Origin of the sequence: Pseudomonas rhizoryzae (genome assembly GCF_005250615.1) — a bacterium.
GTDB lineage: Bacteria > Pseudomonadota > Gammaproteobacteria > Pseudomonadales > Pseudomonadaceae > Chryseomonas > Chryseomonas rhizoryzae.
On record NZ_SULM01000006.1, the window covers coordinates 261,159 to 287,064 of the forward strand.

Here is a 25,906-nt window from a genome sequence, read left to right on the forward strand (position 1 = left end):
CACACACCGATAGGTTAGGCTGTCGTCGACAGCCTCGCGGAGAACAGTGGCATGCCCCTAGCGCCTTTGGAATTCCATCTCACCGACGAGGCGCGGGAAGACCTACGCCAGGTCATCGCCGCACCCCTGAAGCTCTACAATGAAGCCCAGGTCGGTCCTAGCGGCTATCGCGCCCTGGTCGTCACCCTGACCCGCGCCGGCACGCCTTTGGGTGGCCTCTGGGGCTATACCAGCTATGGCTGGCTCTATGTGCAGTTGCTGGCGCTGGACGAGGCCGTGCGTGGCCAGGGCGCCGGCCGGGAGTTGCTGCTGCGTGCCGAGGCCGAAGCGATCAGCCGCGGCTGCCACGGTGCCTGGCTCGATACCCACGAATTCCAGGCTCGCGGCTTCTACGAACGCCTGGGCTATGAGCTATTCGGCGAGCTGGCGGACTATCCGCCGGGTTTCGCGCGGTATTTCCTGCGCAAGGCGCTCACCACCGGGCCTGCGTCTAACGCCCGCCCTGGCTGAGGGCATTCAGGCGGGTCGACAACCCCTGCATCTCCTGGCCCAGTTGCCGCAGGGTACCGGCATCGCGGGCGCTCTCCTCGCTCGCGGCGTGGATGCGTACCGCGAGTTCGTTGATTTCCTGGGTCACATGGCTCTGCTCCTGGGCGGCCACGGCGATCTGCTGGGCGCGCTGGACGATGCCGTCGAAGCTGCCCTCGGTGCCCTTGAGGGTCTCGGCCACGGTCGCGGCCTCGTGCACGACGACCTCGGTGCGCCGCACGCCGGCCTGCATGGTCGCCACCGCCGCAGCGGAAGCCTGACGCAGACCGGCGATCATCTCCTGGATCTCGTTGGCGGACGCCTGGGTGCGGCCGGCCAGGGTACGTACCTCGTCGGCGACCACCGCGAAGCCACGCCCCTGCTCACCGGCGCGGGCGGCCTCGATGGCGGCATTGAGCGCCAACAGGTTGGTCTGTTGGGAGATCGACTTGATCACGTCCAGCACGCCCCCCACGCGCTCGATGTCCTCGCCCAACCGAGTGATGGCCAGGGCAGCACTGCCAATCTCGTCCGCCAGGCCCTGCATGGAATGGGTATTGCGCTCCATCTGGCGCTGCCCGCTCTGTACCGTGGCGAGGGAATCCCGGGCCACGTCGGAGCAGTCGGTGGTGTTGTGCGCGACCTCGCCGGCGCTGGCCGACATCTCGGTGATGGCGGTGGCCAGCAGGGTATTGTCTTCGCGCTGCTTCTCCGCGCGATCGGCCAGGCCATGGGACAGCTGCGCCAACTCGGTCGCCTGCCCCTGCAACAGCGAGGCATCGGCAGCGATCCGGCGCAACATCTCGCGCAGCGAACCGGCATAGCGATTGACCGCTACGCGTAACTGGCCGATCTCATCGGCGCGGCTGATCTCCAGCTCGGCGGCATTGGCACCGTCCTGGCCCAGGCGTTCGATCTGCAGCGTGGTCTCCCCCAGTTGCGCCAGCAGCCGGCGACCTGCGAGCCAGGCCACGCCGAGCAAGACCGCCAGCAGCGGGAGCAGCAACAGCAGCATCTGGCTGGTCAGGCGCGTCGCGAGCCCGGTGACCTGGGCCGCGGGAGTGACCAGGCCGACCTGCCAGCCGGTAGCCTCCATCGGTACCAGGGTAACGTAGACGGCGCCGTCCAGGCGGCGGTCGTGAGCGAGATACAGGGTGTGCTTGCCGGGCTGGTCGAGCGCCTGGGCCACCGCCTTGAAGGGTGCATCGCTGGCGACCACGTCGGCAAGGGTCGGCAGGCCCTTGGCTCCCTTGGCGTCGGGGAAATACAGCAGGTTGCCAGCCCGGTCGACGGCGAAGGCGTAGCCACCGGTCACGCCGCCCTGTTTCTGGAGAAAGGCGGCCAGGCCGTCGAGCTTGAGGTCGATGGTCGCCACGCCGGCGAAGGCGCCCTGCTGGCGATAGGGCACACTGCAGGTGGTCATGGCGACCTTGCTGACAGGGTCCTGGTAGGCATCGGACCAGACGCAACGCCCCGCGGGCGCCGCCCGCGCGTCGCGATACCAGGATTCATCACGATAGGCCGAGGTCTGGGGAGTGTTGTAGTCGTCGGAATAGTCGAGGGCGTTGCTGGCGTTGCGCGCCCAGAAGAAGCTGCGCCGCTCCACTCCAGGCGTGAAGGCATTGGGCTCGGGCCAGATGCCGCCGCCGGCGATAGCCGGTTCGCCATGGCTGTCGATCAGTCGCGGCAGGGTGGCCTTCACCAGGGCTTCATCGTGCGGCAGGGTTTCGGCCAGGTCGGCCAGCGCCACGCCGGTGCCCTCGATACGCGCCAGCTGCAGCGCGAGCTGCCGGGCGATGGCCGTCGCCGACTGTTCGGCAGACGCCGTACCAGCGGCCACCAGCTGCGGCTTGCCGCCAAGCGCCATCACGGCGTAGACGGCCAGGGCGGTCAGGCCCAATAGGCACAGCACGCCAAGGGTCATGCGCCCGGCGACACGGGTAGGTAACAGCGTCATACTACGGCTCCAGAACGGCGGGGACGAGGCTAGTATCAGGGCGGGATCGATCGCCGATCAAGCCGAGATAGACGTATCGCCAGGTCGCGGCAGCGAGCGGTCAACTGGGCGTCAGGAAGTTACCGATCCTGGCATTTTCTTGCGCGCCTTCCAGCAGCGGCACCTCGGCCTCGTCCTTGAGTTGCACGCCGGAGAGCTTGCGGCGATCCGCCTCGCGCATCAGGTAGAGCAGCTTGTGCGCTGCCAGGCCATAGGCGAGGCCTTCCAGGCGCACGTTGGAGATGCAGTTGCGATAGGCGTCGTTGAGGCCGGGCCGCGGGCCGTAGGTGAAGTAGAGGCCGAGGCTGTCGGGCGAACTCAGGCCCGGGCGTTCACCGATCAGCATCACCAGCAGGCGCGCCTTGAGCAGGCCGCCGATCTCGTCGCCCACCGCTACCCGGCCCTGCTCCACCAGGGTCACCGGCGCCCAGCGCCATCCCTCCGCCTGGGCCTGGTCGGCCAGGCGCTCGAGGAACGGCAGCGCATGGCGATGGACCGCCAGGGCGGAAAGACCATCGGCGATGACCACGGCGACGTCGAAGCCCTCGGGGTGTTCGGCGGCGTAGGCCTGCAGCTCGCGGGCGGATTCCTCGGACAGCTTGCGGCCCAGGTCCGGTCGTTGCAGATAGGTATGGCGATCCGGCGCAGCGCTCTTGAGTACCAGGGTCTCGCGACCCTGGGCGGTCAGGCCTTCACGCAATGCCTCATCGTCGAAGGCCAGGTGCACGGCATCGCGGGCCTGGGCGTGGGCGGCCTGGAAGTCCAGCTGAGCCGCAGTGGGCAGGCTGGTACCGGCGCGACCGAGGGCGATGCGCGCCGGGGTCAGGCGCCGCAGTTCGGCCCAGGGATCGGGGCGGGCGGTGTCATTGGGGTTCATGGGGAGACTCCTGAGCTATTAGGTTCATCGCGGCCATGGCGGTCCGCCGATGCGGTCGCTCCTACGCGGTACGAAGTAGGCCTGTAGGAGCGGCCCATGGCCGCGATCCTTCCTACAACTGCGCCAACACCCGCTGGAACGGTCCCGGCAGGCCTTCGCCGAGACGGAAGCGACCGTCCTCCAGGCGCAGGATGCCGAGGCGGTCGAGCCAGGCGGCGAATTCCGGTGCCGGTTGCAGGCCCAGCACCTGGCGGGCGTAGAGGGCGTCGTGGAAGGAGGTGGTCTGATAGTTGAGCATCACGTCGTCCGACCCCGGGATGCCCATGATGAAGTTGATGCCCGCCGCGCCCAGTAGGGTCAGCAGCATGTCCATGTCGTCCTGGTCGGCTTCGGCATGGTTGGTGTAGCAGATGTCGCAACCCATGGGTACGCCGAGCAGCTTGCCGCAGAAGTGATCCTCGATGCCCGCGCGGATGATCTGCTTGCCGTTGTAGAGGTACTCCGGGCCGATGAAGCCGACCACGGTGTTCACCAGCAGCGGCTTGAATTTACGCGCCACCGCGTAGGCGCGCACTTCGCAGGTCTGCTGGTCGACGCCATGGTGCGCCCCGGCGGAAAGCGCACTGCCCTGCCCCGTCTCGAAATACATGAGGTTGTCGCCCAGGGTGCCACGCCGCTGCGACAGTCCGGCCTCGTAGCCTTCCTGCAACAGCGCCAGGCTGATGCCGAAGCTTTCGTTGGCGCCCTGGGTACCGGCGATGGACTGGAACACCAGGTCCACCGGCGCGCCGCGTTCGATGGCAGCGATGCTAGTGGTGACATGGGTCAGCACGCAGGACTGAGTAGGGATCTCGTAGCGCTGGATCACGGCGTCGAGCATCTTCAGCAATTCGCAGATGCCGCTGGTGCTGTCGGTAGCCGGATTGATGCCAATCACCGCATCACCATTGCCATAGAGCAGTCCGTCGAGGACGCTGGCAGCGATGCCGGCCGGATCGTCGGTGGGGTGATTGGGTTGCAAGCGGGTCGACAGCCGCCCGCGCAGGCCGATGGTGTTGCGGAAGCGGGTCACCACCCGGACCTTTTGCGCCACCAGGATCAGGTCCTGGATACGCATGATCTTGGACACCGCGGCGACCATCTCCGGGGTCAGCCCCGGCGCCAGGGCGGCGAGGCTGACCTCGTCCGCCGCCGCGCCCAGCAGCCAGTCGCGAAAGCCACCCACGGTGAGATGGGCGACCGGGGCGAAGGCCTGGGCGTCATGGCTATCCAGGATCAGCCGGGTGACCTCGTCGGTCTCGTAGGGAATCACCGCCTCGCTGAGGAAGTGCTTGAGCGGCACCTCGGCCAGCGCCATCTGCGCCGCCACCCGCTCCACGTCGCTGCCGGCGGCGACCCCGGCCAGGACGTCCCCGGACCGTGCCGGGGTCGCCTTGGCCAACAGCTCCTTGAGATCGGCGAAGCGCCAGGTCTGACCGCCCACGCTGTGCTGGAAACCGCTCATGCTACCTCCTCGGGTTACGCTGCTCAGAGCCTGTTCAAAGGCTCACGAGCAGACTTTGAACAGGCTCTCACGCCTCGCCGAAGGCGGCGTCTGGGGCGATGTTGCCCTGTCTACGGCTGAGACCGCAGACCAGCGCGCCTATCACCATCAGCACCACGAAGACGCTGGCGATCACCGTGTTGTACCAGACCATGGCGATCAGGCAGACCACCGCCAGTACCAGGGCGATGGCCGGCACCAGCGGATAGCCAGGGGCGCGGAAGGTGCGCTCCAGATGCGGCTCGCTGCGACGCAGCTTGAACAGGCTGAGCATGCTCATGATGTACATGACGATGGCGCCGAAGACGCTCATGGTGATCATGGCGGCGGTCAGGGTCATGCCCTGCAGGCTGATCACGCCGTCGCTGAAGATGGCGGCGATACCCACCACGCCCCCGGCCAGCACCGCGCGGTGCGGCGTCTGGAAGCGCGACAGCTTGGCCAGCCCATGGGGCAGGAAGCCGGCACGGGCCAGGGCGAAGAACTGCCGCGAGTAGCCGAGGATGATGCCGTGGAAGCTGGCCACCAGACCGAACAGGCCGATGCCCACCAGCAGGTGCAGCCATATCGAGCTGTTGCCCACCACGCCCTTCATGGCCTGGGGCAGCGGATCGTTAATGTTGGACAGGGCGCGCCAGTCACCCACGCCGCCAGCGAAGATCATCACGCCGATGGCCAGGGTCACCAGGGTGAGGATGCCGGCGATATAGGCCTTGGGAATGGTGCGCTTGGGGTCCTTGGCTTCCTCGGCGGCCATGGCCGCGCCCTCGATGGCGAGGAAGAACCAGATGGCAAAGGGGATGGCGGCGAACATGCCACTCACCGCGGCCAGGGAGAACTGGTCCTGTCCGGCCCAGCCACCGCTGGTGAAGTTGACCAGGCTGAAGCCCGGCGCCACCACCCCCATGAAGATCAGCAGCTCGATCACCGCCAGCACCGTGACCACCAGCTCGAAGGTGGCGGCGATGCTCACCCCGACGATGTTCAGGGTCATGAAGATGAAGTAGGCCGCCACCGCGCACAGCTTGGGATCCAGGGTGGGGAATTGCACGTTGAGGTAGGCGCCGATGGCCATGGCGATGGCTGGCGGGGCGAAGACGAATTCGATCAGCGTGGCGATACCGGCAATGGTGCCCCCAACGGGGCCGAAGGCGCGCCGGCTATAGGCGAAGGGTCCACCGGCGTGGGGGATGGCGGTGGTCAACTCGGTGAAGCTGAAGATGAAGCAGGTGTACATCACCGCCACTAGCAGGGTGGTGATCAGAAAGCCCAGGGTACCCGCGACGCCCCAGCCGTAGCTCCAGCCGAAGTATTCCCCGGAGATCACCAGACCCACGGCAATGCCCCAGAGGTGCAGGGTGCCGAGGGTCGGTTTGAGTTTCTCGTTGCTCATGACAGGCCACTCCCCTTGTAGCGACAAGATCCGAATGGGCGACCGCGATCCCGCGATGCCCGGCTTTTTCGAGCTTAAAGGGCACTAGGCCATGCCGACTTGACCGGTCAGGGCGCCCGGTGCGCCTTCGGGTCAAGTCGGCGTTACCGCACTTCCCAGGGTGCTACCCGAGACCGCACCACCAAGGTGCAGCCACGAGCGCCACGCCCCAGATCGAGGCAGCCGAACGACCGCAATACCGTGAAACCTCTGGCGTCTCGCCCTTCGCTGGCCGTTGTTACGCCCCCGGGGCACAGCCTTTGCTTCATCCGTGCCTAACCTCTATTCGGACCTCTACCATGTCCCTGGCCGCCTCCGGCTTCGCCGCCCTGACCTCGCCGTCGCGCAACCTCGGCGTACTCTCCGCCGCCGCCAGCGGACTGGATGCCGTCATCGCCAGCCACGGCGGCGACGTGGATCGCATCTTCGGCACCGCCGGCATCGATCCCGAGCAGTTGCAGCACCCCACCCTCAGCCTGGGGCTGGGTAATTACTGCCGGGTGCTGGAAGAGGCCGCCGCCCAGTCCGGCTGCGACAATTTCGGCCTGCATTACGGCCAGCAATTCAAACCGCAGATGCTCGGCCTGCTGGGCTACGTGGGGCTGTGCTCGCCCACTGCCGAGGCGGCGCTGCAGAACTTCGCCGCCGCCTTTCCCTTCCACCAGCACAGCACCCTGATCCAGCTGGTGGACGCCGGGGACTGCTGGCGCTTCGACTACCAGGTACGCCACGGCGCCATCGTCGCCCGCCGCCAGGACGCCGAGCTGACCCTGGGCATGCTGCTCAACCTCCTGCGCCACGTACTCGGCCCGACCTGGGCGCCCCGCGCGGTGCAGTTCGAACACCCCCGCCCCGAAGGCTGGCACGAACACCGGCGGCTGTTCGACGCCCCGGTCAGCTTCGGCCACCCCTGCAACGCCATGCTGGTCCCCAAGGCCGATCTGCGCGGCCGCGCCATGCCCGACCACGATCCGCTGCTCCTGCTGGTGGTGCAGGACGCAATTCGCCAACTCGGCCAACGCCTGCCGCAGGTGGAACTGCTCGAAGAGGTCCGCGCCTCGGTGCGCCTGGCGCTACCCCTGGGCGAACCCAGCCTGGAGACCATCGCCCAGCGCCTGGACCTGTCCAGCAGCCAACTGCAACGCCGCCTGCGCGACCAGGGCGCGAGCTTCTCGGCCCTGGTCGAGGGCGTCCGCCGCGACCTGGCCCAGCACTACCTGCGGCAGCGGCTGCCGGTCACCGATCTGGCACCGCTGCTGGGGTACTCGGAGACGAGCGCCTTCTCGCGAGCGTTTCGGCGGTGGTTTCAGGTGAGTCCGAGGCAGTGGCGGCAGCTTTCTTAAAAGGGGGTGGGGAGACGAGCCACGAACGCCGGCTGACGTAGGTTGGCGCTGAGCGTAGCGAAGCCCAACGAGCAGAGGTTGGCCTATACGCCTTGATTTATAAGTGCTCCAGCTGCTTATCGAGGTCTGTTGATGGTTTTGTTTCGCCCACCCGGGCGAGTCACTTTTGCCAATCGCGGCTGCGCGCCCCGGACAAAAGTAACCAAAAACGCTGTCCCCACGTTTCGGCCCTCCGCTGCGCTTCGGGTCCCCTCGCTCCGGCGCCGCTCCAGGGGCGCGGCACGAAGGGGCATCCTGCCCCTCGCGCCTTGCTCGGCGTCCTGCCTCGCATCCCCCTCCGCAACACCTGCACTCGGCCTCACTGACGGGGACGGGACGCCAGCCTGAGACTACGGTGTTTACAGGCAAAGCCAGAGCGATTCGTAGCGTGGAAAACCGCGCAGCGTTTTCCACAGGCGGGCACCGAAGCCATCGGTGGACAAGGCTTCGCCGTTGTCCACGCTACAAGTCGCTTCCAGCTCTTCAACCAAAACTTTCAGGCTAGCGAATCGCCCCGTTCAGGAGGGCGAGCGCCAGTGTCGTGGAGGGGTCGAGCCGCAGGGATGCGGCGAGAGGCCTACACGGGCCATGGACGGCCCGTGTAGGCCGACCCCGGAACGGCACTGGTGTGAGCGGACCCGGAGCGCAGCGGAGGGCCGGATGGTGGGGCAAGCGTTTTTGGTTACTTTTTTGGCGACTGAAAAAAGTGACTCGCCCGGGTGGGCGAAACAAGGGGTATCAGCAAAGCTCGGTAAGCAGCTGAGGCACCAATAAAAGCAATCCTGTGCCATCGCAACGTTGGGCTTCACTCCGCTCGCTGCCAACCTACCGAAGCGGTAAAAACGATGCGCCCGGGTGTACAAAACAAAAACCATCAAAGCACTCGGTAATCAGCCAAACACCCCCACAATACCCAGCCGAACGGCAACCTCTGTCCAACCGGTCAGATTCTTGCAAGGCACTCCCCCAAACCGCCCCAACCAGAACAACGAACCCACCCAAACGATGACCTCCGCCCTGCCCCCTGCCCTCTTCACTCCGGCCTGGCCGGCGCGCCTGGAGCTGGCCTATGCCCGCCAGGGCGACTGGACCCGCCCCACCACCCGCCGCCACCTCGGCCCCTTGCGCGTGCAGAAGCACCTCCACGCCGAAGGCCCCGAGGTCTGCCAGCACATCCTGGTGCATCCCCCAGGCGGCATTGCCGGTGGTGATCGGCTGGATATCGAGGTCAGCGTCGGCGAAACCGCCTGGGCCCAACTCACCAGCCCCGGCGCGGCCAAGTGGTACCGCGCCGACAGCGCGGCGCACCAGCAGATCGACCTGCGCGTCGCCGCCGGCGCCACCCTGGAGTGGCTACCCCAGGAGACCATCGTCTTCTCCGGCGCCCAGGCCCATCTCGCCACCCGCATCGAGCTGGGGGGCGACGCCCGCCTCTGCTATTGGGACATCGTCGCCCTAGGTCGCCCGGCCAGTGCCGAGCGCTTCACCGACGGCCTGTTCCAAGCGCACCTGGACATCCGCCGCGACAGCATCCCGCTGTGGCACGAACGCCAGCGTCTGGTCGGCGCGGATCGCCTGCTGGACTCGCCCATCGGCCTCGCCGGCCAACCGGTGTTCGCCACCCTGCTGATCACCGGCACCCTGGACGCCGACACCCTGGAACGCTGCCGCGAGATCAACCTGCCGGTGCGGGGAGACCTCACCCAACTGCCCGGCCTGGTGGTCGCCCGCTGTCTGGCCGCCGAAACTCTGCAGGCCCGCGCCTGGCTGATCGAGGTCTGGCGCCTGCTACGCCCGGCCCTGCTCGGCCGCGCCGCCGTGCCACCCCGCATCTGGAGCACCTGAGGCCGCCGCGCTCTTGTAGGAGCGGCCCGCGGCCGCGATGATCGACCCATTCCTTTGACCGAACCTGCCAACCGGAACACCCATGGACCTGACACCCCGCGAAAAAGACAAGCTGCTCATCTTCACCGCCGGCCTGGTGGCCGAGCGCCGCCTGGCGCGCGGTGTGAAGCTCAACTACCCGGAAGCCATGGCGCTGATCTCCGCCGCCCTGCTCGAAGGCGCGCGCGACGGTCGCACCGTGGCCGAGTTGATGCACTACGGCACCACCCTGCTGACCCGCGACCAGGTCATGGAAGGCGTCCCGGAGATGATCCCGGAGATCCAGGTGGAAGCCACCTTCCCCGACGGCACCAAGCTGGTCACCGTCCACCAACCCATCGCCTAGGGAAGCCCGCATGAGCCTGATCGTCCGCGACGCCACCCCCGCCGACCTGCCGGCGGTGCTGGCCATCTACAACGATGCCGTGGCCAACACCACGGCGATCTGGAACGACAACCTCGTCGACCTGGCCAACCGCCAGGCCTGGTTCGACCTGCGCGCCGACCAGGGCTACCCCATCCTGGTGGCCGAGGACGCCAACGGCGAGGTGGTGGGCTACTCCTCCTTCGGCGACTGGCGGCCCTTCGACGGCTTCCGCCACACCGTCGAACACTCGGTCTATGTGCGCAACGACCAGCGCGGCCAGGGTATCGGCCCGCGCCTGATGACGATGCTCATCGAACGCGCCCGCGCCTGCGACAAGCACGTGATGGTGGCCGCCATCGAGAGCGGCAACCTGGCGTCCATCCGCCTGCACGAACGCCTGGGCTTCCTCACCACCGGGCAGATGCCCCAGGTCGGCACCAAGTTCGGTCGCTGGCTGGACCTCACCTTCATGCAACTCATGCTGGAGCAACGCCCATGATCCCCGGCGAATACCAGATCCAGGACGGCGAGATCGAACTCAACGCCGGCCGCCGTACCTTGAGCCTCACCGTCGCCAACAGCGGTGACCGACCGATCCAGGTGGGCTCCCACTACCACTTCCATGAGACCAACGACGCCCTGGTGTTCGACCGCGCCCTGGCCCGCGGCATGCGCCTGAACATCGCCGCCGGCACCGCCGTGCGCTTCGAGCCGGGCCAGAGCCGCGAGGTTGAGCTGGTCGAGCTGGCCGGGGCGCGCACCGTCTACGGCTTCGCCGGGCGGGTGATGGGCAAGTTGTAGGGTCGCTCGGGCTTCTCGCCTTTTACGCGCCCCCTCACCCCAACCCTTTCCCCAGGGGAGAGGGGGCTCAAAAACAGACACCGTGCCTTTCGCTCTTTCCTCTTTCGCTGCAAGAAAGGAGCGAAGCGAAAAGCCAAACCGGAACACCGCTCTTCCCCCTCTCCCTCCGGGAGAGGGCCGGGGTGAGGGCAAACCGGACCACCTTTATTCGGGATTCACGCCTATGAAAATCTCCCGCCAAGCCTATGCCGACATGTTCGGCCCCACCACCGGCGACCGGGTGCGCCTGGCCGATACCGATCTCTGGATCGAGGTCGAAGAAGACCACACTGTCTACGGCGAAGAAGTGAAGTTCGGCGGTGGCAAGGTCATCCGCGACGGCATGGGCCAGAGCCAGTTGCCCGCCGCCGAGGTGGTCGATACCGTCATCACCAACGCCCTGATCGTCGACCACTGGGGCATCGTCAAGGCCGACGTCGGCCTCAAGCATGGCCGCATCCATGCCATCGGCAAGGCCGGCAATCCGGACATCCAGCCCAACGTCACCGTCCCCATCGGTGCCGCCACCGAGGTCATCGCTGGCGAGGGCATGATCCTCACCGCGGGCGGTATCGACTCCCACATCCACTTCATCTGCCCGCAGCAGATCGAAGAGGCGCTCATGAGCGGCACCACCACCATGATCGGCGGCGGCACCGGCCCGGCCACCGGCACCTATGCCACCACCGTGACGCCCGGTCCCTGGCACATGGCGCAGATGCTCAAGGCGGCCGACGCCTTCCCGATGAACATCGGCTTCACCGGCAAGGGCAACGCCAGCCTGCCCGGGCCGCTGGAGGAGCAGGTGCGCGCCGGCGCCATCGGCCTCAAGCTGCACGAGGACTGGGGCACCACTCCCGCCGCCATCGACAACTGCCTGGCGGTGGCCGATCGCTTCGACATCCAGGTAGCCATCCACACCGATACCCTCAACGAATCCGGCTTCGTCGAGACCACCCTGGGCGCCTTCAAGGGTCGCACCATCCACACCTACCACACCGAGGGCGCGGGGGGCGGCCATGCGCCGGACATCATCAAGGCCTGCGGCTTTCCCAACGTGCTGCCCAGTTCCACCAACCCGACGCGGCCCTTCACCAAGAACACCATCGACGAGCACCTGGACATGCTCATGGTCTGCCACCACCTGGACCCAAGCATCGCCGAGGACGTGGCCTTCGCCGAGAGCCGCATCCGCCGCGAGACCATCGCCGCCGAGGATATCCTCCACGACCTCGGTGCCTTCGCCATGATCAGCTCCGACAGCCAGGCCATGGGCCGCGTCGGCGAGGTCATCACCCGCACCTGGCAGACCGCCGACAAGATGAAGAAGCAGCGCGGCCCGTTGCCCGAGGACAGCGCCGGCAACGACAACTTCCGGGTCAAGCGCTACATCGCCAAGTACACCATCAACCCGGCCATCACCCACGGCATCAGCCACGAGGTGGGCTCCATCGAAGTGGGCAAGTTCGCCGACCTGGTGCTTTGGCGCCCGGCGTTCTTCGGCGTCAAACCGACCCTGATCCTCAAGGGCGGTGCCATCGCCGCGAGCCTGATGGGCGACGCCAACGCCTCCATCCCCACCCCGCAACCGGTGCACTACCGCCCCATGTTCGGCAGCTACGCCGGCATGCTCCACGACACAAGCCTGACCTTCATCAGCCAGGCCGCCTTCGAGGCCGGGGTGCCCGAGCAACTGGGGCTGAAGAAGCGCATCGGCGTGGTCAAGGGCTGCCGCACCGCGCAGAAAAGCGACCTCATCCACAACGGCTACCTGCCGACCATCGAAGTCGATCCGCAGAACTACCAGGTCAAGGCCGACGGCCAGCTGCTCTGGTGCGAACCGGCCGAGGTGCTGCCGATGGCGCAGCGCTACTTTCTGTTCTAAAGGGGCCTGTCCTAGCGACGGCACCGGCAACGTTGGGCTTCGCTACGCTCAACCCAACCTACACAAAACCTCTCAACCGCGCCCCACCGGCGCGGCCGGCGCTTCCGCCCGGTCGTCGCGGTCGTAGGCGGCCTTGTCCAGCTGGCCCATCCAGCGGGCGGTCAGGGTGCCGGCGGTCATGGCACCGTTGACGTTGAGGGCGGTGCGGCCCATGTCGATCAGCGGCTCGATGGACACCAGCAGCGCCACCAGGGTCACCGGCAGGCCCAGGGCCGGCAGCACGATCAGGGCAGCGAAGGTGGCGCCGCCACCCACACCGGCCACGCCCGCCGAACTCAGGGTTACGATGCCCACCAGGGTGGCGATCCACAACGGATCGAAGGGGTTGATGCCCAGCGTCGGGGCGACCATCACCGCCAGCATGGCCGGATAAAGGCCGGCGCAGCCGTTCTGGCCGATGGTGGCGCCAAAGGAGGCGGCGAAGCTGGCGATGGCCGGCGGCACGCCCAGGCGTTCGGTCTGGGCCTCGATGTTCAGCGGGATGGTCGCAGCGCTGGAGCGGCTGGTGAAGGCGAAGCTCAGTACCGGCCAGACCTTGGGAAAGAAGCGCGCCGGCGACAGGCCGCTCAGGGTCAGCAGCAGCGCATGCACGCCGAAGAGGATCGCAAGGCCCAGGTAGGAGGCGATCAGGAAGGTGCCCAGCTTGAGCACGTCCTGGGGACTCGCCGTGGCGACCATCTTGGTCATCAGCGCCAGCACGCCATAGGGAGTGAGTTGCAGCAGCAGCCGCACCAGCTTCATCACCCAGGCCTGGAGCACGTCGATGCCGGCCAGTACCTTCTCGCCACGCACCGGATCGTCACGCTGCAGGCGCAGGGCGGCGACGCCGAGGAAGGCGGCGAAGATCACCACGCTGATGATGGAGGTGGGATTGGCGCCGGACAGATCAGCGAAGGGATTCTTCGGAATGAAGGACAGCAGCAGCTGCGGCACCGACAGGTCCGCCACCTTGCCGACATAGCTGTTCTGCAGCGCGGTCAGGCGCGCGGTCTCCTGGGCGCCCTGCACCAGCCCCTCGGCGCTCAGGCCGAACAGCCAGGTCACCAGCACCCCGACCAGGGCGGCGATGGCGGTGGTGAACAGCAGGGTGCCCAGGGTCAGCAGGCTGATGCGCCCCATGGAGGAGGCTTCGCGCAACCGCGCCACGGCGGCCAGGATGGAGGCGAACACCAGCGGCATGATGCTCATCTGCAGCAGTTGCACGTAGCCGTTACCGACCAGGTTGAACCAGCCGATGGAGGTCTTGAGCACGGGGGCATCGTGCCCGTAGAGAAGTTGCAGCACCAGGCCGAAGGCCACGCCCAGGACGAGGCCGATGAAGACGCGCACCGCCAGGCTCCAGCCGGTGTTACGGGTACGCGCCAACAGGCCGAGCAGCACGGCGAAGGCGACGAGGTTGAGGACGAGAGGCAGATTCACAGTGGTTCTCCAAAGCGGCGCCCGGCGCGGCCGCCGGACGAAAAGGCGGCGATGGTAGCAGCTCCGACCGCCCGGGCTTAGATCAAGGTGCTATCACCTGATAACGAGAGGAACGGCCCTATCGCCGGGGTGAACGGCAGTCCGGGGCGGTCCTGCGCTGTTAGAGTGCGGGCTATCGGGAAACGATGCCCGACGCTGCCAACTAGAAAAGGAGTGACTCCATGCAACGTTTCGCCAAGCTCGCCGCGTCCTTCGCCCTCGCCGCTGCCGTCGCCGGCTGCACCGGTACCGCGATGAAGACGCAGAACCTGGACCCGTCGCAGTACACCGTCGTCGGTCACGGCGAAGGCAAGGCCACCGGCCTCATGATCCTGGGCTTCATCCCCGTCCAGCAGAACGACCGCTTCGTGCGCGCCCAGAACGCGGCCATCAAGTCCCGCGGCGGCGATGCCCTGATCAACACCCAGGTGCAGGAAAACTGGTTCTGGGCCTATGTCCTGAGCGGTTTCACCACCACCGTTTCCGGCGACGTGGTCAAGCTCAAGCGCTGATCCCCCGCCCGAGCGACAGGCGCCGCCCACTTGGGCGGCGCTTTTGCGCTAGGCTGGTCGCTTCTCCCCGAGGAAGCCGACCATGACCGCGACCCTGATGAAACTGCCGCTGCAATCCATCGACGGCGAAACCCTGACCTTGGAACGCTACCTGGGCAAGGTGCTGCTGGTGGTGAACGTGGCCTCCAAGTGCGGCCTCACCAGCCAGTACGAAGGCCTGGAACGCCTCTACGAGGCCCAACGCGAACGCGGCCTGGAAGTGCTCGGCTTTCCCGCCAACGACTTCAAGCAACAGGAACCCGGCAGCGACGCCGAGATCAAGGAATTCTGCACCCTCACCTATGGCGTGCAATTCCCGCTATTCGCCAAGCTCAGCGTGGTGGGCGAAGACAAGCATCCGCTCTACGACGAACTGACCCGCGCCCAGCCCGACGCCACCGGCGACGGCCCGTTCCGCGAGCGCATGCTGAGCCGCGGCGGCAGCCCCAATCCCAAGCCCGAGGTGCTGTGGAATTTCGAGAAATTCTTGATTGGGCGCAATGGTGAGGTGGTGGGTCGGTTTGCACCTGATGTGACGGCGGATGATCCGCGGTTGGTGGAGGCGATTGAGGTGGAGTTGGCGAAGGGTTGAGGACTGGCTTGGGTAGGTTGGGTTGAGCGGGAGCGAAGCCCAACGATGCGGAGTTTACCGTGATGCCTGGATCATCAGGGTCCCTAGCTGCTTATCGAGTGCCTTGATGGTTTTTGTTTCGCCCACCCGGGCGACTCACTTTTGCCAGTCGCGGCAAAAGTAAGCAAAAACGCTTGCCCCACCATCCGGCCCTGCGCTTCGCTCCGGGTCCGCTCACGCCAGCGCCGTTCCGGGGTCGGTCCAGATGGGCCATCCATGGCCCACTGGACCTCTCGCCGCATCCCTGCGGCTCGACCCACTCCACGACACTGGCGTTCGCCCTCCTGAACGGGGCGGTTCGCCAGCCTGAAAGTATTGGTTGAAGAGCCCGTAGCGTGGACAACGGCGCAGCCTTGTCCACTGATGGCTTAGGTGCCCAACAGTGGAAAACGCTGCGCGGTTTTCCACGCTACGCACTCCACTGAACACCGAATTCCCAGGCTGGCGCCCCGTCCCCGTCAGTGAGGCCGAGTGTAGGTGTCGTGGAGGGGGATGCGAGGCAGGACGCCGAGCAAGGCGCGAGGGGCAGGAGGCCCCTTCGTGCCGTGCCTCCGGAGCGGCGCCGGAGCGAGGGGACCCGGAGCGCAGCGGAGGGCCGAAGCGTGGGGACAAGCGTTTTGGGTTACTTTTTTGGCGTTTGAAAAAAGTGACTCGCCCGGGTGGGCGAAACAAAAGCCATCAGCAAACCTCGCTAAGCAGCTATGGCACCAATATGAATCAACTCTAGCCTCGTTGGGCTTCGCTTGCGCTCAACCCAACCTACGGTAAGTCGCCAGATACGAACTAGGTGCACAAACCACTTGAATGCCGACAAGCCAGACGCCTTGAGGCCGTTGAGCTTCGAAGATAAACCGGCTCGTCTCCCCCTACCCCCTCTGCAACACCCCCCGCATGGACCCAAAGTGCCCCGGGAACGAGCAGAAGAAGGTGTACTCCTTACCCGCCTCCAAGGCGCTGGTATCGAAGGTCACCGAATCCTTCTCGCCACCACCCAACATCTTGGTATGGGCAATGATGCGTTCGTCGCCCTCGGGCAGGTAGCCCTTGGCCTCACCCGCGTTCATACCGGCGGCGTCCACCGCGGCGGCGTCGGTGGAACGGGTCAGCACCCAGTTATGGCCCATCACGTTCTTGGGCAGGCTGCCGGTGTGGATCAGCTCGACGGTAAAGGTCTTGCACGACGCCGGGACCTGGATGGAGGCGCGGCTGTAGGTCATCTGGTCGCCGGCTTCGATCTGCGTCGAGCAGACATCGGCGGCCCAGGCGCCGGTACTTCCCAGTGCGAACAGCGCCGCAGCGAACAACTTAGATTTCATGAACCCTCCGGATGCGTGAAAGTCGCCAGTCAGACCGATGCGAGGGTGGCGGGTTCCGGCAGACCTGGCAAGCGCGTGGCACGCTTCGCTCTATCGGCTCCATCGAAACCTTTGCCGGGCGTTCACACCAGGTGCCTGCGACCATGGCTGCACCTTTCGCCAGTCAAGGATGCCCGCCATGACCCTCACCGCCCTGCTGCACGAGCTGTTCGCCAGCTACGCCCAGGCCGCCAGCGGCAATGCGCCGGAAGAGGCTTTCCTCGCGCGATGACGGTGCTTTGATCCGGCGGATCGGGCGGCTAGGCTAGGCGTTTTGCCTGCCGAGGATTCCCCATGTCGCTGAAAGCCGTCTGTGTCTTCTGTGGTGCCAAGTCCGGTGCCTCTCCCGTCTTTCAGGAAGCCGCCGCGCAACTCGGTCGCACCCTGGCCGAGCGCGGCCTCACCCTGGTCTATGGCGGGGGCAAGGTCGGCCTGATGGGGGTGGTCGCCGATGCCGCCCTGGCCGCCGGTGGCGAGGTGATCGGCATCATTCCCCAAAGTCTCAAGACCGCCGAACTGGGCCACACCGGCTGCACCCGCCTGGAGGTGGTCGACGGCATGCACGCGCGCAAGGCGCGGATGGCGGAGCTGGCCGATGCCTTCATCGCCCTCCCCGGCGGCCTGGGCACCCTGGAAGAACTCTTCGAGGTCTGGACCTGGGGCCAGCTCGGCTACCACGCCAAGCCCATGGGCTTGCTGGAAGTCGACGGCTTCTATGCCCAGCTGGAAGGCTTCCTCGATCATCTGGTGGCCCAGGGCTTCGTCGCCGCGCCGCACCGCGCCATGCTGCAGGTAGAAGACTCGCCCAATGCCCTGCTAGACGCCCTCGTTGCCTGGCAGCCCACCGTGCCGCCGCGCTGGGCAGAACCGGCGCCGCGCTAGCGCCGCTGCACCGCCCGTCCCGGATCTCGAACCCTCGCCGCTTGTGGCCTGTCGGTACTGACAGGCACCTAGTTAAGAGGATTCTTTCATGACCGACTTCCCCAAAGCCCCCATGCCCGAACAGCAGCAGGAGGTTCCCGGCCTGCAGTCGCGCATGAATCCGCTGCCGGATTGCGGAGAGCAGAGTTACAAAGGCTCCGGCCGCCTGACCGGCAAGAAGGCGCTGATCACCGGTGGCGATAGCGGTATCGGCCGCGCCGTGGCCATCGCCTTCGCCCGTGAAGGCGCCGACGTGGCCATCAGCTACCTGGACGAACACGAAGACGCCGAGGACACCGCCCGCCTGGTGCGCGAGGCCGGGCGTCAAGCCCTGCTGCTTCCGGGCTGCCTGTCCAAGCGCGAGCAGTGCCTGGCGGTGGTGGACAAGACCGTGGCCGCCTTCGGCCGCCTCGATGTGCTGGTCAACAATGCCGCTTTCCAGATGACCCACGAGACCCTCGACGAGATTCCCGACGACGAGTGGCTCTACACCTTCGATGTGAACATCACCGCCATGTTTCGTATCACCCAGGCGGCGGTGAAGCACATGGGCAAGGGCGGCTCCATCATCAACACCACCTCGGTGAACTCGGACATGCCGCGGCCGACCCTGCTGGCCTATGCCACCACCAAGGGCGCCATCGCCAACTTCACCGCGGGTCTGGCCCAGTTGCTCGGCGAGAAGGGCATCCGTGCCAACAGCGTAGCCCCCGGCCCCATCTGGACCCCGCTGATCCCGTCCACCATGCCGCCCGAGCAGGTCAAGGAGTTCGGTGGCAACACCCCGCTTGGCCGCCCGGGCCAGCCGGTGGAACTGGCGCCGATCTACGTGATGCTCGCCTCGGATGAATCCAGCTACACCTCGGGCGCGCGCATCGCCGTCACCGGCGGCAAGCCGATTCTCTGATCGTCTACCCCGGTACGCACCGGGGTCTCTTCTTCTGCCGGAGTTGCCATGACCGACCATCCCAAGCCCCCGCTGAAACCCCAACCCCAGACGTTTCCCGGTTCGGAAGCTCATATGGACCCACGCCCCGACAGCGGCGCCGAGACCTATCGCGGTTCGGGTCGCCTCAAGGGCAAGGCGGCATTGATCACCGGCGCCGACAGCGGCATCGGTCGCGCCGTGGCCATCGCCTTCGCCCGTGAGGGCGCCGATGTCGCCATCGCCTACCTGGATGAGCACGAGGATGCCCAGGAGACCGCCCGCCTGGTCACCGAAGCTGGGCGCAAGGCGGTGCTGCTGCCCGGCGATCTGGCCCAGCGCCAGACCTGTCTGGACGTAGTGCAGAAGACCGTCGAGGCCTTCGGCCGTATCGATGTGCTGGTCAACAACGCCGCCTTCCAGCAGGTGCGCGACAGCCTCGACGAGATCTCCGACGAGGAATGGGTGCATACCTTCAACGTGAACATCCATGCCATGTTCCGCATCACCCAGGCAGCGGTGAAGCACATGCCGCGCGGCGGCTCCATCATCAATACCGCTTCGATCAACGCCGACATCGCCCCGCCGACCCTGCTGGCCTATTCGGCCACCAAGGGCGCCATCGCCAACTTCACCGCGGGCCTCGCGCAACTGCTCGGCGACCAGGGCATCCGCGCCAACAGCGTAGCCCCCGGGCCGATCTGGACGCCGCTGATCGTCAGCACCATGAAGCCCGATGAGCCTGAGCAATTCGGTGGCAGCACCCCACTGGGTCGCCCTGGCCAACCGGTGGAACTGGCTCCAGCCTACGTGCTGCTGGCCTCGGACGAGGCGAGCTACATCTCCGGCGCGATGCTGCCGGTGACGGGCGGGATGCCGGTGCTTTAAGGGTTTGGCTGGGGTGCCAGGGTTTGCCCTCAGGTTGGGTGCATACCGCCGTCTGTAGGTTGGGTTGAGCGTAGCGAAGCCCAACGTAGGATCAGCATCGTTGGGCTTCGACGATGAAGCCGTCTCAACCCAACCTACGGCGCTGCGCTCGATACGCCCCCAATCACAAAGGTTTAACCGGGCGTCCCCTCTCCCTATGGGAGAGGGCCGGGGTGAGGGCGGCTCAGAAGCCTGGAGGCTCTTTCCTTCGAGCTTTAGAATGGCTTTAAGGAAAGCCCCATACGGTATTGTCTGCGCAAGGTGACGACGTCCTGTTGGGCTTCGCTGCGCTCAACCCAACCTACACAGCGAGCCCCACCTCAGGGCTTCAAATACCCCACCACCGCATCGCCGATCATCGCCTTGTGTCGGCGTACCGAGTCCTCGTCATCCAGATCCACCCGATGGATGAGCCCGAAGGTGTGGCGGTTGGAAACGCGGAAGAAGCAGAAGGCGCTGATCAGCAGGTGGACGTCCACGGCATCCAGGCCGGCACGGACTTCGCCACTGGCCTCACCGCGCTCGAGGATGCGGCGGATGGATTCCAGCGCCGACAGATTCAGGCTGTTGATGGTCGCCGAACTGGCCAGATGATGGCCGCGGTGGATGTTTTCGATGCTCACCAGCCGGATGAAATCGTCGTGGCTGCGATGATGCTCGAAGGTGAATTCGGTCAGGCGGCGGATGGCTTCCAGCGGTGCCAGGCTGTCCAGTGGCAATTGCGCCTCGGTGGCGCGGACATCGCTGTAGAGCTTTTCCAGCACGGCGAGATACAGCCCCTCCTTGCTGCCGAAGTAGTAGTAGATCATCCGCTTGGAGGTGTGGGTACGCTCGGCGATGGCGTCCACGCGCGCGCCACTCAGGCCCTGGTCGGCGAACTCCGCCACGGCCGCGGCAAGGATGGTCTGGCGGGTTTTCTCGGGATTGTTCTTGCGCGGCGTACGGAGCGTGGGCGCAAGCGCCGGGGTGTCCTGCATCGGCTGTGACTCTTGTTATGGGAGCGGCGCCCAACCGACGTCGCTCCTGATGTGCGGGTACCCGCCTCGCTCAAAACTCCGCGGGGGCGGGCCGACCCTGGCGCGCCTGCAGCATGGCAGCCAGGCGTACCGGGCTGTTGGCCGCGCCATAACCACTGTAGTCCTTGCGCTGCAGGATTTCGAAGAAGAACCGATCGGCGAAGGATTCGGTGTAGACGTGGAACAGCTCGCCGCCCTGGGCGTCGCGGTCGTAGAGTACGTTGTAATAGGCCAGGCGACTGAGGAAGTCGTCATCGAAATCGAAACGCGCCCCCAGGTCGTCATAGTAGTTCATCGGGATCTCCAGCAAGGGCACCCCGGCGGCCTTGGCCTGCTCCACCGCCTGGAAGATGTCCTGGCAGGCGAAGGCGATGTGATGCACCCCGGAGCCGCGATAGCTGGACAGCGCCCGGGCGATGGCGGTGTTGCGGCTCTCGGAGATGTTCAGTGCCAGGCGCACGTTGCCCTCGCGATTCTTCAGGGCGCGGCTCTTGACCAGGCCATAGGGGTCCGGGACCACCACCTCGTCGTCGGCGCTGAAGTCGAAGAGACTCTTGTAGAACAGCACCCAGCTGTCCAGGGCATCGGCCGGCAGGGCGATGGCCACGTGATCGACATGGGTCAGCCCCAGGCCGCCGCTGGCGCCGGCGCTGACGTCGAAGTCGGTGTCGTAGAGACTGCGGCCGTCGGCGCCGCGATCGGCCAGATAGATCAGGCTGCCATCGGGCGCCCGTACCGCCGGGATTTCCCGCTCGTTGGGCCCCACCAGGCCACGATAGGGCTGCGCCCGGTACTGCTGGGCGCGCTCCAGGGCGGCGTGGCTATCCGGCACCCGCAACGCCATGGCGCACAGCGAGGGGCCGTGGGCTTCGAAGAAGTTGTGGCCGAAGGAATAGGGTTCGGCGTTGAGTACCAGGTTGATCTCGCCCTGGCGTAACAGCTTGACGTTCTTGGAGCGGTGGCGCCCGGCCTGGGCGAAACCCAGCTTGCCCAGCCAACGCGCCAATTCGGCGCCATGGGCGTCGTCCACGGCGAACTCAAGGAACTCGGTACCCTCCAGACGCGGCGCCTGGGGCGGGGCGAACAGCGGCGCGGCGGCCGGGGTATCCTCGCGTTGCAGGCGGGCGGCGGTCTGCTCTTCCAGATACAGCAGCGACCTCAGGCCGTCGGCGGCGGTGGCACGGGTCTGGGCGGCGCGGAAGCCGTCGTTGAAGATCTCCAGCGACAGCGGGCCCTGATAGCCGGTCTGCAGGATGGGCGCGAGGAAACCGCCCAGGTCGAATTCACCCTGGCCCGGGAAGCAGCGGAAATGCCGGCTCCACTCCAGCACGTCCATCTGCAACAGCGGCGCATCGGCCATCTGCACGAAGAAGATCTTGTCCCCGGGAATCTCGGCGATACCGGCCGGATCGCCGCCGATGGACAGGGTATGGAAGCTGTCGAGCAGCACGCCGAGATTGGGATGGTCGACTTCCTTCACCAGGCGCCAGACCTGCTGCCAGGTGTTGACGTGGCGGCCCCAGGCCAGGGCTTCGTAGCCGATGCGCAGGTCGCGCAGGGCGGCGCGTTCGGCCAGCAATTGCAGATCGTCGGCGATCAGGCGCTCGTCGCCGAGGCTATCGGCGGCGGTGTTACTGCACACCAGGATGAGGTCGGTACCCAGTTCCTGCATGAGGTCGAACTTGCGCTCGGCGCGGTCGAGGTTGCGCTGCAGGCGCTCACGGCGCCCGCCTTCGAAGTCGCGGAACGGCTGGAACAGGGTGATGGCCAGGCCCAGGTCCTGGGTACGCTGGCGAATCTCGCGCGGGCTGGCGCCGGAATACAGCAGATCGTTCTCGAAGATCTCCACGCCGTCGAAGCCCGCCGCGGCGATGGCTTCGAGCTTTTCGGTCAGGGTGCCACTGATGGATACGGTAGCGATGGAACGCAGCATGCCGAAGCTCCTGTAGTGAACGGTCGTCTCCGTCGGATGACCGCCGCGGAGAAGATCTGGTTCGTCGGGTCTGCGGGCGATTATTCTCGGCGCCATCCAGCCCAACAATGGATTATGTACGAACCGGTTAGTTTCTGTTCGCTGATCGAACAATTGGTCGTTCAGCGAATTGACCAGCCGCAGCGACGACTCGCACTATGGATTCCAGAGCCTCCTGCGCTCGTCGCTTCTACCGCGTCGACCATAACAAGACAAACAAGAGTGTGCGTCCATGCCCCAGCTATCCACGCTATCCTTCGCCCCCCGTCTCGTCTGTCGTCCATCCGTGACCAGTCGGCGACGGCCAGGCTAGTCCCTACGCCCCGTTCTACGTTGTTCGGACCTGCGCCGCTCGAGCGTGCTCGTGCGCGTCGCCGAATTCCATCCTGGCCTGACAATAATTCCGGAGACAACCATGGCCAATACCGCCTCCCCTACGACCGGCTCCCAAGCCAAGAAAGCCACTGCGAGTGGCTGGATCGGCTCGGCACTCGAATATTACGACTTCTTCATCTACGCCCAAGCGGCGGCGCTGATCTTTCCGCAGATCTTCTTCCCTTCCACCGATCCCAAGATCGCCATCGTCGCCTCCCTCGCCACCTATGGCGTGGGCTATCTGGCGCGTCCGGTAGGGGCCTTCGTCCTGGGCCACTGGGGCGACACTCGCGGGCGCAAGAACGTCCTGCTGCTGTGCATGTTCCTCATGGGCATCGCCACCATGGCCGTGGGCCTGCTGCCCACCTACCACCAGATCGGCATTCTCGCCCCCATCCTGCTGGTGGTGCTGCGTCTGATCCAGGGCTTCGCCGTGGCCGGTGAGATTTCCGGTGCCAGTTCGATGGTGCTCGAACACGCCCCCTTCGGCCGGCGTGGCTACTATGCGAGCTTCACCCTGCAGGGTGTGCAAGCCGGCCAGGTGATGGCCGCGGCGGTGTTCCTGCCGCTGGCTTACTTCCTGCCCGCCGATGCCTTCAACAGCTGGGGCTGGCGCATTCCCTTCCTGCTTAGCGCCTTGGTCCTGCTGGCCGGCTTCATCATCCGCCGCGAGGTCCACGAGACCCCTGCTTTCGTCAAGGAAGAAGCCAAGGCCGGAACGAACGCCGCACCCAAGCGCTCGCCCATCGGCGAAGCCCTGAGCACCAGTTGGAAATCCATGGTCCTGGTCGCCTTGATGGCACTGATGAACGTGATCCCGGTGGTGGCCACCATCTTCGGCGCGGCCTACGCGGTGCAGCCTGCCTATGGCATCGGCTTCGACAAGAGCGTCTACCTGTGGATACCCGTGGTGGGCAACATCGTCGCGGTCCTGGTGATTCCCTTCGTCGGTAACCTGTCCGACCGTATCGGCCGCCGGCCGACCATGATCGGCGGCGCCCTGGGTTCGGGCCTGTTGGCCTTCGGCTACCTCTATGCCATCAGCATCCACAACCTGCCAGTGGCCTTCGTCATGTCGCTGCTGATGTGGGGCGTGGTCTACCAGGGCTACAACGCGGTCTTCCCGAGCTTCTACCCGGAGCAATTCCAGACCCGCTACCGCGTCTCGGCCATGGCCATCTCCCAGAACATCGGCACCATGCTCACCGCCCTGCTGCCGGCGCTGTTCGCCCTGGTCGCCCCGCCCGGCACCGACAACATCTGGGTCGTGGTCGGCAGCCTGGCCTTCGGCGTGACCTGCCTGTCGGCCCTGGCCGCCTACCTGTCGCCGGAAACCTACCGCGTGCCCATGAGCGAACTGGGCAAGCCCGGCGCCCAGCAGATGGACAAGCACGCCTACGACACGGCGCGTCAGGACAGCCTGAAGGCTAGCGTCTGACACCCGTTGGAGCCCTTGCCTGGCGAGGGCTCCAACAGGCTATCCCGATCAGCTTGCCGCAAGAAGTATGTTGTCATATAACTATGCAGCCGAGCGCTTCGGTCTTTGCTTTCCAATAATTCAAATAAGAAAGGAATCCACCATGTTGCCTTCCCCCTCCTAGCACCACCCGCCACGCCTTCTTACCCCGCCCTCCTCAGATGCCGACTAAACGCCGGCAGGGCACCCCTTACCGACAAGAACAAGGAACACCCCATGAGCACTCGCCTCGCTTCCGGCCGGTTCGCCCGCGCCTGTGCCACTTTCGCCGCCCTGGCCAGCACCGGCTCGCTGTGGGCCGCGGATAGCGGTTTCATCGACGGCACCAAAGCCAACCTCAACCTGCGCAACTTCTACTTCAATCGTAACTTCGTCGATCCGGCCTATACCGCGCAAAACAAGGCCGAAGAATGGACCCAGAGCTTCATCTTCGGCCTGACCTCCGGCTACACCCAGGGCCCGGTCGGCTTCGGTATCGATGCGCTCGGCCTGTATTCGGTCAAGCTCGATGGCGGCGCTGGCACCTACGGCACCCAGCTGCTGCCGACCCACGCCGGTAACGAGCCCGCCAAGGATTTCGGCCGACTCGCCCTGGCGGCCAAGGCCAAGGTCTCCAAAACCGATATCAAGGTCGGTGAGTGGTTTGCCGTGCTGCCTATCCTCAGATCCGACGACGGGCGCTCGCTGCCGCAGACCTTCCAGGGTGCCCAGATCCACTCCACCGAGATCCAGAACCTGGAACTCTGGGGTGGCCAGATGCGCCAGAACAGCCCGCGCAACGACGCCAGCATGCAGGACATGTTCATGCAGGGCCGCGCCAACGCCACCTCCGACCGCTTCAACTTCGTCGGTGGCGAATACAAGTTCAACGAGAAGCGCACCCAGATCGGCCTCTGGTACGCCCAACTCGAAGACATCTACCACCAGAAGTTCATCAACCTGATCCACTACCAGCCGGTCGGCAGCTGGACCCTTGGCGCCAACCTCGGCTACTTCATCGGCGAGGACGATGGCTCGGCGCGGGCCGGTGCCCTGGACAACCGCACCGCCTATGCGCTGCTCTCCGCCAAGCAGGGCGGCGGCACCTTCTATGTCGGTCTGCAGCGCGTCAGCGGCGACAGCCCCTGGATGAGAGTCAATGGCACCAGCGGCGGCACCCTGGCGAACGATAGCTACAACTCCAGCTACGACAACGCCCGGGAGCGCTCCTGGCAGGTCCGCTACGACTACAACTTCGCCGCCTTCGGCATGCCGGGCCTGACGCTGATGAACCGCTACCTGAGCGGCGACAACGTACACACCGGCACCATCACCGACGGCAAGGAATGGGGTCGCGAGTCCGAGGTGCAATACGAAGTCCAGAGCGGTCCGTTCAAGAAACTACTGGTCCGCTGGCGCAACTCGACCATGAGACGCGACTACAGCGCCAGCGGCTCCTTCGACGAGAACCGCATCATCTTCAACTACCCGATTTCGGTGTTGTAAGAAGGGGGCTCAGCGGCTG

The 25,906-nt window shown here is 65.9% G+C and carries 22 protein-coding genes and 1 pseudogene; 14 read left to right on the forward strand and 9 right to left on the reverse strand.

Going from position 1 to position 25,906, the window contains the following annotated elements:
• Positions 1 to 51: 51 nt before the first annotated feature.
• Entirely contained in the window at positions 52 to 510 is a 459-nt protein-coding gene (locus FAZ11_RS11795; RefSeq protein ID WP_058768979.1) for a GNAT family N-acetyltransferase, read from the forward strand.
• On the opposite strand, the gene FAZ11_RS25480 is transcribed toward FAZ11_RS11795, so the two are convergent.
• The 5 genes and pseudogenes from FAZ11_RS25480 to eat form a co-directional block, all read right to left on the reverse strand.
• Positions 491 to 1,624 carry a methyl-accepting chemotaxis protein gene (locus FAZ11_RS25480; protein WP_420849624.1) on the reverse strand — a complete coding sequence of 378 codons (1,134 nt, stop codon included), beginning with the start codon at positions 1,622 to 1,624 and terminating at the stop codon, positions 491 to 493. The genes FAZ11_RS11795 and FAZ11_RS25480 overlap by 20 nt on opposite strands.
• A pseudogene (locus FAZ11_RS25485) lies at positions 1,610 to 2,485 on the reverse strand (cache domain-containing protein); the annotation flags it as partial. The pseudogene FAZ11_RS25485 and the gene FAZ11_RS25480, both read right to left, overlap by 15 nt.
• Positions 2,486 to 2,585: 100 nt before the next feature.
• Entirely contained in the window at positions 2,586 to 3,401 is an 816-nt protein-coding gene (gene eutC, locus FAZ11_RS11805) for an ethanolamine ammonia-lyase subunit EutC (protein ID WP_058783261.1), read from the reverse strand.
• 112 nt (positions 3,402 to 3,513) lie between these two features.
• Positions 3,514 to 4,905 carry an ethanolamine ammonia-lyase subunit EutB gene (locus FAZ11_RS11810; RefSeq protein ID WP_137279110.1) on the reverse strand — a complete coding sequence of 464 codons (1,392 nt, stop codon included), beginning with the start codon at positions 4,903 to 4,905 and terminating at the stop codon, positions 3,514 to 3,516.
• Between the two features lie 67 nt (positions 4,906 to 4,972).
• On the reverse strand, positions 4,973 to 6,337 hold the full coding sequence (eat, locus tag FAZ11_RS11815) for an ethanolamine permease (protein WP_137279111.1): 1,365 nt from the start codon (positions 6,335 to 6,337) through the stop codon (positions 4,973 to 4,975).
• A 338-nt stretch (positions 6,338 to 6,675) separates the two neighbouring features.
• Here eat and qhpR point away from each other — a divergent pair, with 338 nt between their 5' ends.
• The 6 genes from qhpR (at position 6,676) to ureC (ending at position 12,734) form a co-directional block, all read left to right on the forward strand.
• Positions 6,676 to 7,719, forward strand: coding sequence for an AraC-like transcriptional regulator QhpR (gene qhpR / locus FAZ11_RS11820; RefSeq protein WP_058760710.1), 1,044 nt, complete (start codon positions 6,676 to 6,678; stop codon positions 7,717 to 7,719).
• A 1,044-nt stretch (positions 7,720 to 8,763) separates the two neighbouring features.
• Positions 8,764 to 9,603: an urease accessory protein UreD gene (locus tag FAZ11_RS11825; protein WP_137279112.1), complete on the forward strand. Its 840-nt coding sequence runs from the start codon at positions 8,764 to 8,766 to the stop codon at positions 9,601 to 9,603.
• An 82-nt stretch (positions 9,604 to 9,685) separates the two neighbouring features.
• Positions 9,686 to 9,988 carry an urease subunit gamma gene (gene ureA / locus FAZ11_RS11830; RefSeq protein WP_007162996.1) on the forward strand — a complete coding sequence of 101 codons (303 nt, stop codon included), beginning with the start codon at positions 9,686 to 9,688 and terminating at the stop codon, positions 9,986 to 9,988.
• Between the two features lie 10 nt (positions 9,989 to 9,998).
• Positions 9,999 to 10,508, forward strand: coding sequence for a GNAT family N-acetyltransferase (locus tag FAZ11_RS11835; RefSeq protein WP_058768061.1), 510 nt, complete (start codon positions 9,999 to 10,001; stop codon positions 10,506 to 10,508).
• Entirely contained in the window at positions 10,505 to 10,810 is a 306-nt protein-coding gene (locus FAZ11_RS11840) for an urease subunit beta (protein ID WP_137279113.1), read from the forward strand. Before FAZ11_RS11835 ends, FAZ11_RS11840 begins: the two co-directional genes overlap by 4 nt.
• A gap of 223 nt (positions 10,811 to 11,033) precedes the next feature.
• Entirely contained in the window at positions 11,034 to 12,734 is a 1,701-nt protein-coding gene (gene ureC, locus FAZ11_RS11845) for an urease subunit alpha (RefSeq protein WP_137279114.1), read from the forward strand.
• 72 nt (positions 12,735 to 12,806) lie between these two features.
• On the opposite strand, the gene FAZ11_RS11850 is transcribed toward ureC, so the two are convergent.
• Positions 12,807 to 14,213, reverse strand: coding sequence for an L-cystine transporter (locus FAZ11_RS11850; RefSeq protein WP_137279115.1), 1,407 nt, complete (start codon positions 14,211 to 14,213; stop codon positions 12,807 to 12,809).
• 221 nt (positions 14,214 to 14,434) lie between these two features.
• On the opposite strand from FAZ11_RS11850, the gene FAZ11_RS11855 reads away from it, so the two are divergent.
• Positions 14,435 to 14,764, forward strand: a complete 330-nt coding sequence (locus tag FAZ11_RS11855; protein WP_058760472.1) for a hypothetical protein — start codon at positions 14,435 to 14,437, stop codon at positions 14,762 to 14,764.
• Positions 14,765 to 14,846: 82 nt separating this feature from the next.
• Complete coding sequence (locus FAZ11_RS11860) at positions 14,847 to 15,395, forward strand: glutathione peroxidase (RefSeq protein ID WP_058760473.1); 549 nt, start codon at positions 14,847 to 14,849, stop codon at positions 15,393 to 15,395.
• A gap of 905 nt (positions 15,396 to 16,300) precedes the next feature.
• Here FAZ11_RS11860 and azu read toward each other — a convergent pair.
• A complete protein-coding gene (azu, locus tag FAZ11_RS11865) occupies positions 16,301 to 16,750 on the reverse strand; it encodes an azurin (protein WP_058760474.1) in 450 nt (149 codons plus the stop codon).
• 333 nt (positions 16,751 to 17,083) lie between these two features.
• On the opposite strand from azu, the gene FAZ11_RS11870 reads away from it, so the two are divergent.
• The 3 genes from FAZ11_RS11870 to FAZ11_RS11880 all read left to right on the forward strand — a co-directional run bounded on the left by FAZ11_RS11870 (position 17,084) and on the right by FAZ11_RS11880 (position 19,523).
• Entirely contained in the window at positions 17,084 to 17,671 is a 588-nt protein-coding gene (locus FAZ11_RS11870; RefSeq protein WP_058779589.1) for an LOG family protein, read from the forward strand.
• 88 nt (positions 17,672 to 17,759) lie between these two features.
• Positions 17,760 to 18,617 (forward strand): SDR family oxidoreductase, encoded by an 858-nt coding sequence (locus FAZ11_RS11875; RefSeq protein ID WP_137279116.1) that lies wholly within the window; start codon positions 17,760 to 17,762, stop codon positions 18,615 to 18,617.
• A gap of 48 nt (positions 18,618 to 18,665) precedes the next feature.
• Positions 18,666 to 19,523 carry a glucose 1-dehydrogenase gene (locus tag FAZ11_RS11880; protein ID WP_058779591.1) on the forward strand — a complete coding sequence of 286 codons (858 nt, stop codon included), beginning with the start codon at positions 18,666 to 18,668 and terminating at the stop codon, positions 19,521 to 19,523.
• Between the two features lie 359 nt (positions 19,524 to 19,882).
• Here the strand turns inward: FAZ11_RS11880 and FAZ11_RS11885 are convergent, their stop codons facing one another.
• Positions 19,883 to 20,539, reverse strand: a complete 657-nt coding sequence (locus tag FAZ11_RS11885; protein ID WP_058760479.1) for a TetR/AcrR family transcriptional regulator — start codon at positions 20,537 to 20,539, stop codon at positions 19,883 to 19,885.
• A gap of 70 nt (positions 20,540 to 20,609) precedes the next feature.
• A complete protein-coding gene (gene quiC, locus FAZ11_RS11890; RefSeq protein ID WP_058787792.1) occupies positions 20,610 to 22,511 on the reverse strand; it encodes a 3-dehydroshikimate dehydratase QuiC in 1,902 nt (633 codons plus the stop codon).
• A 454-nt stretch (positions 22,512 to 22,965) separates the two neighbouring features.
• On the opposite strand from quiC, the gene FAZ11_RS11895 reads away from it, so the two are divergent.
• Both FAZ11_RS11895 and FAZ11_RS11900 read left to right on the forward strand, forming a co-directional pair.
• Positions 22,966 to 24,363 (forward strand): MFS transporter, encoded by a 1,398-nt coding sequence (locus FAZ11_RS11895; RefSeq protein WP_058760481.1) that lies wholly within the window; start codon positions 22,966 to 22,968, stop codon positions 24,361 to 24,363.
• Positions 24,364 to 24,618: 255 nt separating this feature from the next.
• On the forward strand, positions 24,619 to 25,887 hold the full coding sequence (locus FAZ11_RS11900) for an OprD family porin (RefSeq protein WP_058787791.1): 1,269 nt from the start codon (positions 24,619 to 24,621) through the stop codon (positions 25,885 to 25,887).
• Positions 25,888 to 25,906 lie beyond the last annotated feature (19 nt).

What these genes read in the sequence shown, in the direction of transcription:
- FAZ11_RS11860 (WP_058760473.1), top strand. Translation starts at nt 14,847, where the DNA reads ATGACCGCGACCCTGATGAAACTGCCGCTGCAATCCATCGACGGCGAA.
- azu (WP_058760474.1), bottom strand. Translation starts at nt 16,750, where the DNA reads ATGAAATCTAAGTTGTTCGCTGCGGCGCTGTTCGCACTGGGAAGTACC.
- FAZ11_RS11855 (WP_058760472.1), top strand. Translation starts at nt 14,435, where the DNA reads ATGCAACGTTTCGCCAAGCTCGCCGCGTCCTTCGCCCTCGCCGCTGCC.
- FAZ11_RS11900 (WP_058787791.1), top strand. Translation starts at nt 24,619, where the DNA reads ATGAGCACTCGCCTCGCTTCCGGCCGGTTCGCCCGCGCCTGTGCCACT.
- qhpR (WP_058760710.1), top strand. Translation starts at nt 6,676, where the DNA reads ATGTCCCTGGCCGCCTCCGGCTTCGCCGCCCTGACCTCGCCGTCGCGC.
- FAZ11_RS11880 (WP_058779591.1), top strand. Translation starts at nt 18,666, where the DNA reads ATGACCGACCATCCCAAGCCCCCGCTGAAACCCCAACCCCAGACGTTT.
- FAZ11_RS11840 (WP_137279113.1), top strand. Translation starts at nt 10,505, where the DNA reads ATGATCCCCGGCGAATACCAGATCCAGGACGGCGAGATCGAACTCAAC.
- ureC (WP_137279114.1), top strand. Translation starts at nt 11,034, where the DNA reads ATGAAAATCTCCCGCCAAGCCTATGCCGACATGTTCGGCCCCACCACC.
- FAZ11_RS11810 (WP_137279110.1), bottom strand. Translation starts at nt 4,905, where the DNA reads ATGAGCGGTTTCCAGCACAGCGTGGGCGGTCAGACCTGGCGCTTCGCC.
- eutC (WP_058783261.1), bottom strand. Translation starts at nt 3,401, where the DNA reads ATGAACCCCAATGACACCGCCCGCCCCGATCCCTGGGCCGAACTGCGG.
- FAZ11_RS11875 (WP_137279116.1), top strand. Translation starts at nt 17,760, where the DNA reads ATGACCGACTTCCCCAAAGCCCCCATGCCCGAACAGCAGCAGGAGGTT.
- ureA (WP_007162996.1), top strand. Translation starts at nt 9,686, where the DNA reads ATGGACCTGACACCCCGCGAAAAAGACAAGCTGCTCATCTTCACCGCC.
- FAZ11_RS25480 (WP_420849624.1), bottom strand. Translation starts at nt 1,624, where the DNA reads ATGGAGGCTACCGGCTGGCAGGTCGGCCTGGTCACTCCCGCGGCCCAG.
- FAZ11_RS11825 (WP_137279112.1), top strand. Translation starts at nt 8,764, where the DNA reads ATGACCTCCGCCCTGCCCCCTGCCCTCTTCACTCCGGCCTGGCCGGCG.
- FAZ11_RS11835 (WP_058768061.1), top strand. Translation starts at nt 9,999, where the DNA reads ATGAGCCTGATCGTCCGCGACGCCACCCCCGCCGACCTGCCGGCGGTG.
- FAZ11_RS11870 (WP_058779589.1), top strand. Translation starts at nt 17,084, where the DNA reads ATGTCGCTGAAAGCCGTCTGTGTCTTCTGTGGTGCCAAGTCCGGTGCC.
- FAZ11_RS11885 (WP_058760479.1), bottom strand. Translation starts at nt 20,539, where the DNA reads ATGCAGGACACCCCGGCGCTTGCGCCCACGCTCCGTACGCCGCGCAAG.
- quiC (WP_058787792.1), bottom strand. Translation starts at nt 22,511, where the DNA reads ATGCTGCGTTCCATCGCTACCGTATCCATCAGTGGCACCCTGACCGAA.
- eat (WP_137279111.1), bottom strand. Translation starts at nt 6,337, where the DNA reads ATGAGCAACGAGAAACTCAAACCGACCCTCGGCACCCTGCACCTCTGG.
- FAZ11_RS11795 (WP_058768979.1), top strand. Translation starts at nt 52, where the DNA reads ATGCCCCTAGCGCCTTTGGAATTCCATCTCACCGACGAGGCGCGGGAA.
- FAZ11_RS11895 (WP_058760481.1), top strand. Translation starts at nt 22,966, where the DNA reads ATGGCCAATACCGCCTCCCCTACGACCGGCTCCCAAGCCAAGAAAGCC.